Genomic DNA, 13,617 nt, shown 5'->3' with positions numbered 1-13,617 from the left:
GGTGTCGCTCACGCCAGCCGGCCGGCTACCATTCGTCCAATCTGCGCAAACAAAGCCGCGATCTGCGCCGCATTCGGCGAGCCGCCCTGAGTGTAGGCCGCGATCAGGATCGGCACGTCGGGCTTCGGCCAGACGACCGCGATATCGCCCGACGCATCCTTGCCGTTGTTGCCGGTCTTGTCGCCGATCTTCCAGCTTGGCGGCAGCCCGCCACGCAGCCGGTTCGCGCCGGTCTTGCAATTCACCATCCAGTCGGTGAGCTGGAGGCGCGATTGCGCGGACAAGGCTTCGCCCAGCACCAGCCGCCGCAGATTGCCCGCCATCGCCGCCGGCGTCGTGGTGTCGCGGGGATCACCGGGCGGTGAGCGGTTGAGCTCTGGCTCGTTGTGGTCGAGCCGCGAGGTGGTATCCCCGAGCGACCGCCAGAATGCGGTCAGCGCGGCGGGCCCGCCGATCCGCGCCAGCAGCAGATTGGCGCAGGTATTGTCGCTGAGTTCGACGATCGCCTTGCACATCTCGCCGACCGACATCTTGCCGGCCGCGAGATTTTGCCGGGCGACCGGTGCGTATTCGAGCAGGTCGGCCTGGCCGTAAGGGATCATGGCCGCAAGGTGCTCCTCACCGCGATCGACCCGCGCCAGCACGCAGGCCGCAAGCGAGGCCTTGAATGTCGAGCACATGACGAACCGCTCGTCGGCGCGCCAGGCGAGCTTTGCGCCGGTCGCAAGGTTCTCCGCATGGACCCCGACCCGCCCGCCGCTGTCGCGCTCATAGGCTTCGAGCTCGGCCGGCGCCTGCGCGGCAAGCGCGGGAGAAGCGGCGATCCAGCACAGGGAGGCGAGCAGGGAGCGGCGATCGAGAAGCATGGGAGACCTTTGGCGTGGGTCAGACGGGGTAGGGATGTAGCGTGCGCTTCATCCGCACCGTCATTGCGAGCGGAGCGAAGCAATCCAGTCTGCCTCCGCGGCGAGATTCTGGGTCACTTCGATTCGCTCGCGATGACGAATGGAGAACGAGTGCGACAGATTTCAGGCAGCGGAAGATCTGGAGGACTCACTCCCGCAGGTCATACCTGTACGATTTCGATACGATCTGCCAGCCATCGGCGAGCTTCATCGCCACCAGATAGTCGGTGAAATAGCGTGGCGGCAGCTGGCATTTGACCTTGATGAAGGCGGTCTTGTCGTCGGAACGATCGATGGTGACGATGAAATCCTCGCGGGGCTTGCCTTCGGCTTTGGCGGAGGCGCGCTTGCGGACGCGGTCGAGCCAGTCGGGCACGGTCAGAACCTGGAGCTCGCCCTTCTCGACCCAGCGCAGGTCGGCGGAGGGATGGAAGATGGCGCCGAGCTTTTCCGCGTCGCCCTCATAGAGCCCGTCAAAATAGGATTGCACGACGGCTTCGACGCTCGAACGGTTCTGGCTCATGGGTCATCCCTTTGCATGATGGCTTGCCCTTGCATGATTGCTTGGGCGGAACTTAGTCGTACGCATCAAAATGCGCTATGGGTCTGTCAGCCATTTGCGCGAAGGCATCGTCATGACCGGTTCAGACAATTCGAACGCACGTATTCTCACCGGCGAATGCTATTGCCGCGCTGTCCGCTTTGAAGTGGCGGATGCGTTCTCCTATGCGATGAACTGCCACTGCTCGAACTGCCGCCGCACCACCGGCGCCGCCTTCAAACCGTTCGCCGGCATCCCGCAGGACAAGCTCCGCATCGTCCAGGGTGGGGACCTACGGATGATCTTCGGCGACGATACCACCCATGATGCCCATTGTTCCCGCTGCGGCTCGCTGCTCTATTCCCGGGTGCGTGAAGGACAATGGGTCCATGTCGCCATGGGGACCCTGGTCGACGCCCCCTCGATCAGGCCGAGCGCCCATATTTTCGTCGGCTCGAAGGCGCCTTGGCATGAAATTACGGACAATCTGCCGCAATATCGGGAGCACATCGGTGTTGTCTGAGGGAACCCGATCCTCCCGGCGAACCGCGATCCCGCTGGTGCGACAAACAAAAAAGTGGCCTTTCGGCTTGTCGTTGGCACCCTTCGTGACCTCCATCACAAGCGCCCGCGGTGAATCTTGCTAAAGCGGTCCCAAAGGGCCCAAGCGGCCCCGAACCATCGGAAGTCGTGTCATGCGCAATTTGCTCAGACTTTGTCCGCTTTTCGTCGCGCTCGGCCTGCTGTTCGGTGCCGGGCCCGCTTTTGCCGGAAAGCGCGTCGCGCTGGTGCTCGCCAATTCGGCCTATCAGCACGCGCCCTCGCTCGCCAACCCCGTCAACGACGGTTCCGTGATGACGAACACGCTGAAGGAGGCGGGCTTCGATGTCGTCGAGTCCCGGCACGATTTGTCGGCGCTCGATACGCGGCGCGTGCTGCGCGACTTCGCCGACGCGACCCGCGATGCCGATATCGCCGTGGTCTACTATGCCGGACACGGCATCGAGGTCGAGGGCTCGAACTATCTGATCCCGGTGGACGCCAAGCTCGAGCGCGACACCGATGTCTACGACGAGGCGCTCTCGCTCGACCGTGTCCTGGTCGCGGTCGAGCCGGCAAAGCAGCTTCGCCTGGTGATTCTCGATGCCTGCCGCGACAATCCGTTCGGCAAGAGGATGAAGCGCACGATCGCCTCGCGCGGCATCGGGCGTGGTCTCGCCCAGGTCGAGCCGACCAGCCCCAACACGCTGATTGCCTATTCGGCCAAGGCCGGGTTCACGGCGCAGGACGGCGACGGGGCCAATAGCCCGTTCACGGTTGCGCTGTCGAAGCATCTGACGACGCCGGGCCTCGACGTCCGCCGCGCCTTCGGCTTCGTGCGTGACGACGTGCTCAAATCGACGGGCAACAAGCAGGAGCCCTTCGTCTACGGTTCGCTCGGTGGCGAGGACGTGCCGCTGGTGCCGGTCAAGGTCGCGGCCGTAACGCCGGCGGCGAATCCCCAGGCTGATATCCGCCGTGACTACGAGCTCGCGCTCCAGGTCGGCAACAGGCCGGCGTGGGAAGCGTTCCTCGCTCAGCATCCCGACGGTTTCTATGCGAGCCTCGCCAAGCTTCAGCTCGAAAAGATCGGCGCCGAGCAGGCTCACGTCGCGGCCATCGAGAAGGCGAAGCGGGCCGACGCTGAGCGCGATCGCCTTGCTGCGGTCGGCGCGCAAAAGGATGCGCAGGCCAGGGCTGCGGCCGATGCGAAGGCCGCCGAGCAGGCGCAGCTTGCCGCGCAGAAGGCCAAGGAGCAGGCGCAGCAGCAGGCGGCTGCCGCCGAGCAGCAACGCGTCAACCTCGCCGCCACGGCGCCGAGCACCGCGCCGGCCAGCACGACGAGCGCCGCGGGCACGAGCGTCGCCTCGCTGACCCCGGCAACCGCGCCGGCCGATCTCAACCGCTCGGTGCAGACTGAGCTCGGTCGCGTCGGGTGTTTCTCCGGGCAGGCCGACGGCAACTGGAATACGTCCTCGCAGCGATCGCTGTCGCAGTTCAACCGCTATGCCGGCACCAAGCTCGACGTGAAGATGGCGAGCGCCGACGCGCTCGATGCGGTCAAGTCAAAACCATCGCGCGTCTGCCCGCTGGTCTGCGAGCACGGCTTCAAGACCGATGGTGACAAGTGCACCAGGATCGTCTGCCGCGAGGGTTATGCGGTCAACGATGACAATGAATGCGAAAAGCAGCGTGCCGCCAAGCCGGCCAGGCCTGCGACCGCGAAGCGCGACGACGGCGACGAGCGTCCCGCACGGCAGCGTCGTCAGTCTGGCGGCGCGGCGGGCGGCTATGGTGCCGCCGGTATTGCTGCTGCTGGCGCCGGCCGCGCGACGAGCGGGGGGCAGATCTACTGCAACAACACCGGTTGTCGTCCGGTCCATCGCGGTTGCCGTCTCGAATATCGCGGCGGCGGCGGCCCGGGCAACGACGCCAATGCCGAGGTGTGTTACTGACCGCCACTTGATGGGTCGTCCCGGCGAGGGCCGGGACGACAGATTATTTTGAGATCGCGCTCGCCGCGATGTTCACCGTCAGCGCCAGCAACGCCGTGTTGTAGATAAAGGACACGATGCCGTGCGCCGTCGCGGTGCGACGAATGGTCTTGTCGGTGATGCCGACGTCGGAGACCTGCGCCGTCATGCCGATCACGAACGAGAAATAGACGAAATCCCAGTAGTCGGCGTGGTCTTCCTTGTCGCCGCTCGGGAATTGCAGGCCGCCCGGCTTGGCGTTCCGGTAGTAATCATGCGCGTAATGCAGCGCGAAGGTCGTGTGCACGGCAGCCCATGACAGTACGATGGTGATGATCGCGATCGTCAGATCCAGGCCGCCGCGATGCGGCGTGCCGAGCTCGGAGACGATCGCGGCGATGCTGGCGAAGGCGCCAATCGCCGTCACCAGCAGGATCACGAAGCGGCCGTCGTCCTGCATCGCGGCGGCGCGGCGGATGTGCTGGTGGTCGTTGCAGAGCATCATTGCGTAGACCAGCGCCAGATAGGCCGCGATCAGTGCATCCCAGCCGAACAGGAGCCGCGTCACCAGCCGGTACGAGCCCGGCAGCAGCAGGCAGACGAGGATGCCGACGGCGAGCGCAATGAACGTCCGCGGCCGGGCATAAAGCAGCCGCATCGGCCGCGACATCTGGCGGAAGCGGACAAGGACGGGGTCTTCTTTGCCCTCGACCGCCATCTGTCTGCGTCAGTTCTTCCGTTCGGCGACGAAGCGCGCGGCGGCCTGCAGCACGGCGGCGCGATCGCCGAAGATCGACACGGCGCTGTCGGCGCGCGCGAGCAGGTCGCGCACGCGCTGCTTTGCGCCGTCGATGCCGAGCTGGGTGACGAAGGTGGTCTTGCCGAGCGCGGCATCGGCGCCGGCCGGCTTGCCGAGGGCTGCCGCATCGCCTTCGACGTCGAGCAGATCGTCGGCGATCTGGAAGGCTTCGCCGAGCGCGCGGCCGTAATCGTCGAGCGCCTGATATTCCGTACTCGAGGCCTGGCCGAGGATCGCGCCGGCGATGCAGCCATAGCGCAGCAGCGCGCCGGTCTTCATCTGCTGAATACGGGCGACATCGATCGGCTCGTTGCCACCGAAGCGGCCTTCGCCGGCGAGATCGAGGATCTGGCCGCCGACCATGCCGCCGATGCCGGCGCAGCGCGCCAAAGCGCGCGTCAGCATCAACCGCACATTGGCGTCGCGATGGATCTCGTCGCGGGTGATGATGTCGAAGGCGAGCGTCAACAGGCCGTCGCCCGCGAGGATCGCGGTGGCGTCGTCGGTCTTCTTGTGCAGGGTGGGGCGGCCGCGGCGCAGGTCCGAATTGTCCATCGCCGGCAGGTCGTCATGGATCAGCGAATAGCAGTGGATGCACTCGAGCGCCGCGCCGGCGAGCAGAGCCGCCTCGCGCGGAACGCCGAACACGGCCGCGCTCTCGACCACCAGGAACGGCCGCAGGCGCTTGCCCCCGTTGAGGCTCGAATAGCGCATTGCGTCCATCAGTCGCTTGGGCCGGGCGATTTCGTCGTGCAGGATGTCGTCCGACAGCAGGCGCCCGAGCAGGGCCTCGGTGTCATCAGCGGTCTTGTCCAGACGTTTGGCGAAATCGGACGGGGACGTGCCGGTCATCAAGAAGGGCTCCAAGGCTCCAGAACTAAAATTCGGCGGGACAATCCTTTATGCGCCCGCCCCAGTCAATCGTTTGGAAGGCCTAAAAAGTGCTGGAAAAGGCCCGAATAATCACAGACTTAATGGTCCAGCCCGTGGCCGCGTTTCATTTTGCGCCGGAAAGATCGATTTGCGCATCGTCAAAATCCTGCTGGCAGTGTTCGTGGTCGTGGCTCTCGCGCCCTATGTGATCGCGCCGTTCTATCGCACCGGCCATCCCGTTTCGACGCTGATGGCCTGGCGCTCGCTTCGCGGTGCGCCGATGCAGCGGGAGTGGATCGATCTGGCGGAAATGTCGCCCTATTTGCCGCGCGCGGTGGTGGCGGCAGAGGATGCCCATTTCTGCAAGCATCATGGCATCGATTGGGGCGCGTTGCGCGAGGCGATCGACGACGCCCAGGAGGATGGTACGCCATTCCGGGGCGCCTCCACGATCACCCAGCAGGTGGCGAAAAACCTGTTCCTCTGGCAGGGGCGGGATTTCGTCCGCAAGGCGCTCGAATTCCCGCTGGCGCTCTGGATCGATTTCGTCCTGCCCAAGCCCCGGATCCTGGAGATTTACCTCAACGTCGCCGAGTTCGGCCCGCGGGGCCAGTTTGGCGTCGAGGCGGGCAGCGCCTTTGCCTTCGGCAAATCGGCCGCCAGCCTTTCCCCGCGAGAGGCGGCCCTTCTGGCCTCCATCCTGCCAAATCCGGTCAAACGCAGCGCCAAAACCCCCGGCCCGGGTGTCCGGCGGCTGGCGGCAACCTACATGGCGCGGGGGCAGGCGAACTCGCTTGCGATCTGTTGGCGCGAAAATCGCTGATTTTTTGGCCCGTTCCGGACGCATTTTCCGGCCCAAGAGCCTAGCTTTACGGCCGGCCTTCCTCTATAAGCGCGGCCTTGATCGGCATTCAGCTCGCCTCGTATTGCGGGTGCTGAGCCGTCCCTTCGCGGACGATGCCCTGATGACACCAATCCCTAGAGGATATTGAAATGGCCGTTCCGAGAAGAAAAACCTCGCCGTCGCGCCGTGGCATGCGCCGCTCGGCTGACGCCATCAAGAAGCCGACCTATGTGGAAGACAAGGACTCCGGCGAGCTCCGTCGTCCGCACCATCTCGACCTCAAGACCGGCATGTACAAGGGCCGTCAGGTCCTGAAGAAGAAAGAGTCCTGAAGACAGGACCTTTCCCTCAGGCGGGATGATTGAACCCGCGTGATTTCGGCCAACCCATGAGCTAGACGGTGACGGCGGCGGAGCAAATGCTTCGCCGCTGCATTGTTCTGTCCGGATATCTTGATCGAGAAGGCATTTCGCCGATGGTCGGTTTCCCGCTGCTTCTGATTCCGCTCGCGGTGTACAACATCATCGCCTTCCTGATGCCCAGCGTGTCCTTTTCGGACGTGCTGTTCCAGGTGCCGATGGTCACGGGCGAGACCTGGCCGGTCACGCTCGCCGATCTCCTGCTCGCGCTCGGCGTGGTTCTGCTGCTGCTCGAAGTGGTCAAGGGTGCGCGGCCGGGCTCGAAATTCCTGATGGATCATTTGTTATCGCTGATCGTCTTCGGCGCCGCCGCCGCCGAATTCGTGATGTGGCCTAAATTCGGCAACTCCACCTACTTCCTGCTGGTTTTGCTGGCGATGGCCGACTTCCTCGGCGGCATTGCCCAGCGCACGCGCCGTCGCGTTACCTACATCGCCGAGACGACGGTGCCGGCGCCACGCAAGGCCAAGCGCACGGCCGAACCGCCGGCGGATGATGCGGAGGCTGCCTCCAGGTTCGAGCCGGTGATTGCGCCGCAGCCGGCGCCGGTGGTGCCGCCCGCATCCTCGGCGCAATCCGTCGCCGAATCCGTGCTGATGGATCATCCAGCGCCGAAGCCGGTTCAGGGCTCACCCTCGCCGGAAATTCCCTCGCCGCATCTTCAGCCGGGCAACGGTACGCCGCCCTCGCCCGATACGCCGCCGCGCTGATCAGCCTCAAGCCACCTGCCGTGTCCGCGCGCTGACGCTTCCCAGCGGACGCTTGCTGCCATAGGCCATTCGCGCATCTTCGGAAGAGGCGCGGCGGAGCCGGCCGGTCTGGGGCAAATATTCGGCATTGGCGATCAGCTGGGTAACGAAGCTGGGATCGGGGCGCGGCAGCGGCGCCTTCTGAACCCACTGCAACGTCGGCATGAGCGGCACCAGGGCCGTGCCCGTGCCGTTGTCCGCCGTGTCCGATCGTTCAGTACTCAACATCGCAATCACCGTTGATCCGGCGAGATTGTCGCGTTTCGGGACGCCAGCGCCGGTGCGAGTCCTGTACTCGCAAGGCCTATGCCGCCCGGGCCGGTTTGGTTCCGACGCCTTCGGAAACGTGGTTTCCAAATTGTTTATCAACTTTGCCTAGGGTCGGGGACGAATCCGGCTCTATCCTGTGCCGGCTCAGGACTTCTCCACTGTCCCAGAACGAGGCGATTTTGACCCCCGCATTGCCGCAAGCCTCCGACATCCTGGCCGCCCTCGGGCAGGCCGTGTTCGCCTGGGACATCGCCAGCGATGCCATCGCCTGGGGTGAACAGGTCGCCAGCATCTTTCCCGGTATTCCCGCCGAGCGGCTCGCGACCGGCGCCGAATTCGCCAAGCTGATCGAGCCCGCGCAAACGCTGCGGACCGCAGCCTTGGCGCAGACCTCCGCCGTCCACGGCGCCGACGGCACGCCCTACCGGGTCGAGTACGGCGTGCGCATGAGCGCCTCCGATCCAGTGATCTGGGTCGAGGAGACCGGCCGCTGGTTTGCCGGTCCCGACGGCCGCCCCACGCGCGCGATCGGCTCTGTCCGCATCAACAACGAGCGCCATGCCCGCGACGAGGAATTGGCCAAGCTGGCCCGGCTCGATCCCCTGACCGGTGAGCTCAACCGCTCGCATCTGGTCGCGGCACTGGCTGAGGCGATCGAGGAGACGAGCCGCTTCCGCTCGACCGCGGCCTTCATGCTGGTCGGTATCGATCATCTCGCCCGCGTCAACGACGCCTTCGGCTTCGACGTTGCCGACGCCGTGATCCTCGAAGTCGCCAAGCGCATTCGTTCGCGCCTGCGCGGCGGCGACGTGCTCGGACGCTTCTCCGGCAACAAGTTCGGCCTGATCCTGAAGAACTGTACCGTCGACGACATGAACGTCGCCGCGGAGCGCTTCCTCACCGGCATCCGCGACGAAGTGGTGCCGACGAAATCCGGACCGGTCTCTGTCACCGCGTCGATCGGCGCGGTCAGCCTGCCGCGCTATGCCCGCAACACCGATGAAGCCGTCAACCGCGCCCATGAAACGCTGGACGCCGCCAAGCGCCGCCGCGCCGGCTCGTTCGCCGCGTGGCGCCCGGATGCCGCGCGCGACGCGCAGCGCCGGGTCAACATTCGTGTCACCGACGAGATCGTCACTGCGCTGAACGAGCGCCGCATCAAGCTTGCCTATGAGCCGGTGGTCTCGGCCGCCTCGCGCGAGCGCGCATTCCACGAATGCCTGGTGAGGATGGACCAGGGCGATGGCCAGGTGCTGCTCGCGCCCGACATCGTGCCGGTCGCCGAGCGGCTCGGCTTGATCCGTCTGGTCGACCATCGCGTGCTCGAACTCGTGGTCGCCGAGCTCGCTGCCGCGCCCGACATCTGTCTCAGCCTCAACATCTCGCCGGACACGACGATGGATCCGGATTGGTGGGCCGGGATCGAGTCGCTGATGCTGGCACATCCCGGTGTTGCCGAGCGGCTGATCGTCGAGATCACCGAGACGGTCGCGATCCAGGACATCGACGACGTTCGCGCCTTCGTCAGCCGCCTCAAGCATTTCGGCAGCCGCATCGCCATCGACGATTTCGGCGCCGGCTACACCTCGTTCCGAAACCTGCGCAAGCTCGGCGTGGATATCGTGAAGATCGACGGTGCCTTCGTGCAGAACATCACCCATTCCGCCGACGACCGCGCCTTCGTGCAGACCCTGATCGACCTCGCCCGGCGCCTCGACATCAAGACCGTGGCCGAGTGGGTGCAGGACGAGGAAGCCGCAAGCATGCTGCATGAGTGGGGCTGTGACTACATCCAGGGCCGTTTGATCGGGCTGGCATCGGCCGAGCGGCCGTGGAACGCGGTGACCGATAGCGCGCTGCCTGCGGCGGGGTAGGAGCTCGTCGTCTCAATCGCGCGGCGATCTCGCCTCCCTCTCCCGCAGGGGGAGAACGAGGAGATGGCGCAGCGGCTACAAAATCCTCACGCTCCCTCATCCAGCGCCACCAACTCGCGCTTCTTGCGCAGCGACGGCAGCAACGGTGCGATCAGCAGCACCAGTGCAAACACGAGACACACCCCCGAGATCGGTCGCTGCACGAAGGTCCAGAGGTCGCCCTGCGACAGGATCAGCGATTTGCGCAGATTGTTCTCCATCATCGGCCCCAGCACGAAGGCGAGCACCAGTGGCGCCGGCTCATAGCCGAGCTTGCGCATGAAATAGCCGATGATCCCGAACGCGATCATCACATGGACGTCGAACACATTGTTGCTCGAGCAGTAGACGCCGAGGATCGTGAACAGGATAATCAGGGGGAACAGGATGTTGTAGGGCAGCTTGAGCAGCTGCACCCACATGCCGATCATCGGCAGGTTCAGGATCAGCAGCATGACGTTGCCGATATACATGCTGGCGACGATGCCCCAGAACAGGCCGGGGTTTTGCGTGATCAGCAGCGGTCCCGGCTGCAGGCCGTGAATGACGAAGGCCCCGAGCAGCAGCGCCATCACCACATTCGGCGGTATGCCGAGCGTCATCAGCGGAATGAAGGCGCCGCCCGCCGCGGCGTTGTTCGCCGACTCCGGCCCCGCGACGCCTTCGATCGCGCCATGGCCGAAACGCTCCGGCGTCTTCGACAGCCGCTTCTCCAGCGCGTAGGAGGCGAATGACGCCACCACCGCGCCGCCGCCCGGCAGGATGCCGAGGAAGAAGCCGAGGATGGTGCCGCGGCCGACCGGACCTGCGCTCGCCTTCCAGTCCTCCTTGTTGGGCAGGAGATGGGTGATCTTGGTGTTGATGATGTCGCGCTTGATGGCCTGCTCGGTGTTGAGCAGAACCTCGGCGACGCCGAACAGGCCCATCACGACGGGCACGAGGCCGATGCCGTCGATCAGCTCCATGCGGCCGAAGGTCAGCCGCGGCTGCGCGTTGATGCTGTCGAGCCCGACCAGCCCGAGGACGACACCGATGCACGCCATCAGCAGTGCCTTTGGCATCGATCCCTGGGTGAGGAAGGTGAGTACGACGAGGCCGAGCACCATCAGGCTGAAATACTCTGCCGGGCCGAACGCGATGGCGACACTGGCGAGCTTCGGCGCCACCAGCATCAAGGCGATTAGCGCAAAGGTGCCGGCGGCGAAGGAGCCGAAAGCGGAGATGCCGAGCGCGGGGCCCGCGCGCCCCTGTTTCGCCATCTGGTGGCCGTCGATGCAGGTGACGACGGAGGCTGCCTCGCCGGGAATGTTGACCAGGATCGATGTGGTCGAGCCGCCATACATCGAGCCGTAATAGATGCCGGCCATCATGATGATGCCGGATTCCGGCGTCCCCGACAGCGTCACGGGCAGCAGCAGCGACATCGCCGAGATCGGCCCGATGCCCGGCAGTACGCCGACCAGCGTGCCGATGAAGACGCCGATAAAGCAGTAGAGCAGGTTGATCGGCAGCAGCGCGACGCCGAATCCATGGGCGACATTGACAAGCGTATCCATGCGCTCAACCGATCCCGAACAGGCCTGAGGGCAGCTGGATCAACAGCAGCCGCTTGAGCACCCACCACATGCCCAGTGGCACCAGCACGGCGATCGGGACCGCCAGGGTCCAGCGCACCGGATCGATCAGGCGCAACAGCAGAAGCATCAGCGGGATCGACGACAGCAGGAAGCCCAGCGGCTCCAGCGCGAAGGAGAACGCAGTGAGGCAGGTAATGAGGAGAAGCGGTTTGCTCCAGCGCATATTCTCCCAGCGCGAGGCCAGCGTCGGACCGCCCTCGGTGATCGCCGAGACGATGATGGCGCCTGCGAACACGCACATCAGGATGCCCGTATAGAACAGCACATAACCGGAGCCGGGATCGTTGATGGTGCCGAGCTTCAGCTTCAGGCCCTGCCAGATCACGAAGCCGCCGAGCCCGAGTCCGATCAGCCCGCCCCAGAGTTCGGAGTTGGAGAGGCGGAGTTTGACGTTGGTTTGGTTGTTCATCTGGAATGCTCTCGGATCACCGTCGTCCTGAGGTGGCGAAGCGCAGCGTAGCCTCGAAGGGCGGCGGTGCCCCAATCCATCCTCCGAGGCGAGCCGTAAGTGCGGCTCGCACCTCAGGATGACGCCAGCATCTGTGTGGCAGGCAGCAGAACGCTACTTCTTCGCAAGCCCGAGCGTCTCGATCACCTTGCGTTCGGACGCCGTGACCTCAGCAACGAACTTCTTGTAGTCCTCGGTGTTCTTGTAGTTCGGAACCATGTCGTACTTGGCGAGCGTGGCGACGACCGCAGGATCCTCGATCGCCTTCTTGAAGGCGTCGTGCAGCTTGGCCACGATCTTCGGATCCATGCCCTTCGGGCCGGCGATGCCAAACGGGGAATCATAGACCATGGGATAGCCGAGCTCCTTCAGCGTCGGCACATCGGGATAGTTCGGCGAGCGCGCGCTTGTCCACACCATCAGCAGCTTCAGCTTGCCGGCGTCGACCAGGGGTCGCCATCCAGTGGAGTCCGCCTGAAGCATCGTGTGCTGTCCCAGCACTGCGGCGTTGGTCTCGGCGCCGCCCTTGAAAGGGACCTGCGTCAGCTTGATGCCGGACATCGCGGCGATCTGCTCCATGCCGATATGCAGCGAAGTGCCGGCGCCCGGTGTGGCGTAGGTCACCTTGCCCGGGTTCGCCTTGGCGAACTCCACCACGTCCTTCCAGCTCTTGAACTGCGACTCCGCGCTGGTCGTCACACCGAAGGTGTAGCCGGTGAGATGGACGATATACGTGAAATCCTTCGCCGGATCCCACGACACCTCCTGCATCAGCGGCAGGCGGAACACCGTGATCGGGATCTGAGAGATGGTATAGCCGTCCGGCTTCGCGGCCGCCGCCATCGTCGCCGGTCCGACGGTACCGCCGCCGCCGGCCTTGTTGTCGATCACGATCGGCTGACCCAGGATCTTCGAGGCGCTGTCAGCGATCGCGCGCATCGAGATATCGGTCGAGCCGCCGGCCGGCCATGGCACGATCAGCGTGATGGGCTTGGTGGGGTAGTCCTGCGCACTGGCGGCAGTAGAGAGCAATGCGCCGATGACAGCGTGCACAGCGGCAAATGCGATCGTCTTCAGCCTGTATCCTGACATCGAAACGCCTCCCTCGCAGCGGCCTCTTTGTGACCGCCGTCTCTGTTCTTGTGAGGCGATTGTTCCTGAAATTGAGAAAGAAGAAAAGCGCATTGCGCGGACCGTGCGGGACGGCCGGTCACGCAATGCCGGCAGAGCCGGCACATGCGACAATTCGTCGTTTGGCTGCGTGCCGAGAGACGGAATTTGAGGCGCCGACGCCGCTAGGCCACGCGCCGGACCAGGTTCAGCCTCTCGATGGCGCGGCCGACCTCCGATGCGAGACACGGCCTGCCGAAATAGTAGCCTTGCACGGCGGTGCAGCCGCATTCGCGGACGAAATCGAGTTGCGCCTTGGTCTCCACCCCCTCCGCCGTGGTCTCGACGCCAAGCACGGAGCCGAGGCTTGCGATCGTTCGGACGATGGCCACGCTCTCCGGGCTTTCGCCGAGCGTGCCGACGAAGGAGCGGTCGATCTTGATGCGGTCGAACGGAAACTTGCGCAAATAGCTCAGCGAGGAATAGCCAACGCCGAAATCGTCGAGGCTGACGCGCACCCCTAACGCGCGGAGCTGGTGCAGGATGTCGACCGTCGCCTCGCCGTCATCGAGCAGCGCCGTCTCCGTGACCTCGAG

Annotated in this window: 15 protein-coding genes; 6 read left to right on the top strand and 9 right to left on the bottom strand. The window is 64.9% G+C overall.

Going from position 1 to position 13,617, the window contains the following annotated elements:
- Window positions 1-8 precede the first annotated feature (8 nt).
- On the bottom strand, window positions 9-866 hold the full coding sequence (gene bla, locus IC50_RS08065) for a class A beta-lactamase (protein WP_035702817.1): 858 nt from the start codon (window positions 864-866) through the stop codon (window positions 9-11).
- Window positions 867-1,053: 187 nt separating this feature from the next.
- Window positions 1,054-1,428 carry a nuclear transport factor 2 family protein gene (locus IC50_RS08060; protein WP_035702816.1) on the bottom strand — a complete coding sequence of 125 codons (375 nt, stop codon included), beginning with the start codon at window positions 1,426-1,428 and terminating at the stop codon, window positions 1,054-1,056.
- Between the two features lie 112 nt (window positions 1,429-1,540).
- On the opposite strand from IC50_RS08060, the gene IC50_RS08055 reads away from it, so the two are divergent.
- Together IC50_RS08055 and IC50_RS08050 are read left to right on the top strand one after the other, a co-directional pair.
- A complete protein-coding gene (locus IC50_RS08055) occupies window positions 1,541-1,969 on the top strand; it encodes a GFA family protein (protein ID WP_035702868.1) in 429 nt (142 codons plus the stop codon).
- A 172-nt stretch (window positions 1,970-2,141) separates the two neighbouring features.
- Window positions 2,142-3,941, top strand: a complete 1,800-nt coding sequence (locus IC50_RS08050; RefSeq protein WP_035702815.1) for a caspase family protein — start codon at window positions 2,142-2,144, stop codon at window positions 3,939-3,941.
- Window positions 3,942-3,984: 43 nt separating this feature from the next.
- Here the strand turns inward: IC50_RS08050 and IC50_RS08045 are convergent, their stop codons facing one another.
- Window positions 3,985-4,677, bottom strand: coding sequence for a DUF1345 domain-containing protein (locus tag IC50_RS08045; RefSeq protein WP_035702807.1), 693 nt, complete (start codon window positions 4,675-4,677; stop codon window positions 3,985-3,987).
- A gap of 9 nt (window positions 4,678-4,686) precedes the next feature.
- Window positions 4,687-5,610, bottom strand: coding sequence for a polyprenyl synthetase family protein (locus IC50_RS08040; RefSeq protein WP_035702867.1), 924 nt, complete (start codon window positions 5,608-5,610; stop codon window positions 4,687-4,689).
- Window positions 5,611-5,779: 169 nt separating this feature from the next.
- Between IC50_RS08040 and mtgA the strand changes: the two genes are divergently transcribed.
- From mtgA to IC50_RS08025, 3 genes are all read left to right on the top strand, one after another.
- Window positions 5,780-6,454, top strand: a complete 675-nt coding sequence (gene mtgA, locus IC50_RS08035) for a monofunctional biosynthetic peptidoglycan transglycosylase (RefSeq protein ID WP_035702805.1) — start codon at window positions 5,780-5,782, stop codon at window positions 6,452-6,454.
- A 170-nt stretch (window positions 6,455-6,624) separates the two neighbouring features.
- Complete coding sequence (gene rpmF / locus IC50_RS08030) at window positions 6,625-6,807, top strand: 50S ribosomal protein L32 (RefSeq protein WP_007598106.1); 183 nt, start codon at window positions 6,625-6,627, stop codon at window positions 6,805-6,807.
- 143 nt (window positions 6,808-6,950) lie between these two features.
- On the top strand, window positions 6,951-7,604 hold the full coding sequence (locus IC50_RS08025; RefSeq protein WP_035702803.1) for a hypothetical protein: 654 nt from the start codon (window positions 6,951-6,953) through the stop codon (window positions 7,602-7,604).
- Window positions 7,605-7,610: 6 nt separating this feature from the next.
- On the opposite strand, the gene IC50_RS08020 is transcribed toward IC50_RS08025, so the two are convergent.
- A complete protein-coding gene (locus IC50_RS08020) occupies window positions 7,611-7,871 on the bottom strand; it encodes a hypothetical protein (protein WP_035702797.1) in 261 nt (86 codons plus the stop codon).
- A gap of 221 nt (window positions 7,872-8,092) precedes the next feature.
- Here IC50_RS08020 and IC50_RS08015 point away from each other — a divergent pair, with 221 nt between their 5' ends.
- A complete protein-coding gene (locus IC50_RS08015) occupies window positions 8,093-9,787 on the top strand; it encodes a bifunctional diguanylate cyclase/phosphodiesterase (RefSeq protein ID WP_035702795.1) in 1,695 nt (564 codons plus the stop codon).
- Between the two features lie 86 nt (window positions 9,788-9,873).
- Here IC50_RS08015 and IC50_RS08010 read toward each other — a convergent pair whose 3' ends face one another.
- The 4 genes from IC50_RS08010 to IC50_RS07995 form a co-directional block, all read right to left on the bottom strand.
- On the bottom strand, window positions 9,874-11,382 hold the full coding sequence (locus IC50_RS08010; protein ID WP_035702791.1) for a tripartite tricarboxylate transporter permease: 1,509 nt from the start codon (window positions 11,380-11,382) through the stop codon (window positions 9,874-9,876).
- Between the two features lie 4 nt (window positions 11,383-11,386).
- Window positions 11,387-11,872: a tripartite tricarboxylate transporter TctB family protein gene (locus IC50_RS08005; protein WP_035702789.1), complete on the bottom strand. Its 486-nt coding sequence runs from the start codon at window positions 11,870-11,872 to the stop codon at window positions 11,387-11,389.
- A gap of 153 nt (window positions 11,873-12,025) precedes the next feature.
- Window positions 12,026-13,003: a tripartite tricarboxylate transporter substrate binding protein gene (locus IC50_RS08000; protein ID WP_035702786.1), complete on the bottom strand. Its 978-nt coding sequence runs from the start codon at window positions 13,001-13,003 to the stop codon at window positions 12,026-12,028.
- Window positions 13,004-13,206: 203 nt separating this feature from the next.
- Window positions 13,207-13,617, bottom strand: a 411-nt coding sequence (locus IC50_RS07995; RefSeq protein WP_035702784.1) for an EAL domain-containing protein, incomplete at its 5' end; no start/stop codon positions are given.

This window comes from Bradyrhizobium genomosp. I (2014) (genome assembly GCF_000261685.1).
Classification (GTDB): domain Bacteria; phylum Pseudomonadota; class Alphaproteobacteria; order Rhizobiales; family Xanthobacteraceae; genus Bradyrhizobium.
The sequence above is the reverse complement of the archived record's forward strand: the minus strand, read 5'-3'. Positions and strand labels throughout refer to the sequence as shown.

Bases quoted from the DNA above. Each gene is read 5' to 3' on its own strand.
- IC50_RS08025 (WP_035702803.1), top strand. From the start codon at position 6,951: ATGGTCGGTTTCCCGCTGCTTCTGATTCCGCTCGCGGTGTACAACATC.
- IC50_RS08045 (WP_035702807.1), bottom strand. From the start codon at position 4,677: ATGGCGGTCGAGGGCAAAGAAGACCCCGTCCTTGTCCGCTTCCGCCAG.
- IC50_RS08000 (WP_035702786.1), bottom strand. From the start codon at position 13,003: ATGTCAGGATACAGGCTGAAGACGATCGCATTTGCCGCTGTGCACGCT.
- IC50_RS08005 (WP_035702789.1), bottom strand. From the start codon at position 11,872: ATGAACAACCAAACCAACGTCAAACTCCGCCTCTCCAACTCCGAACTC.
- IC50_RS08060 (WP_035702816.1), bottom strand. From the start codon at position 1,428: ATGAGCCAGAACCGTTCGAGCGTCGAAGCCGTCGTGCAATCCTATTTT.
- IC50_RS08040 (WP_035702867.1), bottom strand. From the start codon at position 5,610: ATGACCGGCACGTCCCCGTCCGATTTCGCCAAACGTCTGGACAAGACC.
- IC50_RS08020 (WP_035702797.1), bottom strand. From the start codon at position 7,871: ATGTTGAGTACTGAACGATCGGACACGGCGGACAACGGCACGGGCACG.
- IC50_RS08050 (WP_035702815.1), top strand. From the start codon at position 2,142: ATGCGCAATTTGCTCAGACTTTGTCCGCTTTTCGTCGCGCTCGGCCTG.
- bla (WP_035702817.1), bottom strand. From the start codon at position 866: ATGCTTCTCGATCGCCGCTCCCTGCTCGCCTCCCTGTGCTGGATCGCC.
- rpmF (WP_007598106.1), top strand. From the start codon at position 6,625: ATGGCCGTTCCGAGAAGAAAAACCTCGCCGTCGCGCCGTGGCATGCGC.
- IC50_RS08055 (WP_035702868.1), top strand. From the start codon at position 1,541: ATGACCGGTTCAGACAATTCGAACGCACGTATTCTCACCGGCGAATGC.
- IC50_RS08010 (WP_035702791.1), bottom strand. From the start codon at position 11,382: ATGGATACGCTTGTCAATGTCGCCCATGGATTCGGCGTCGCGCTGCTG.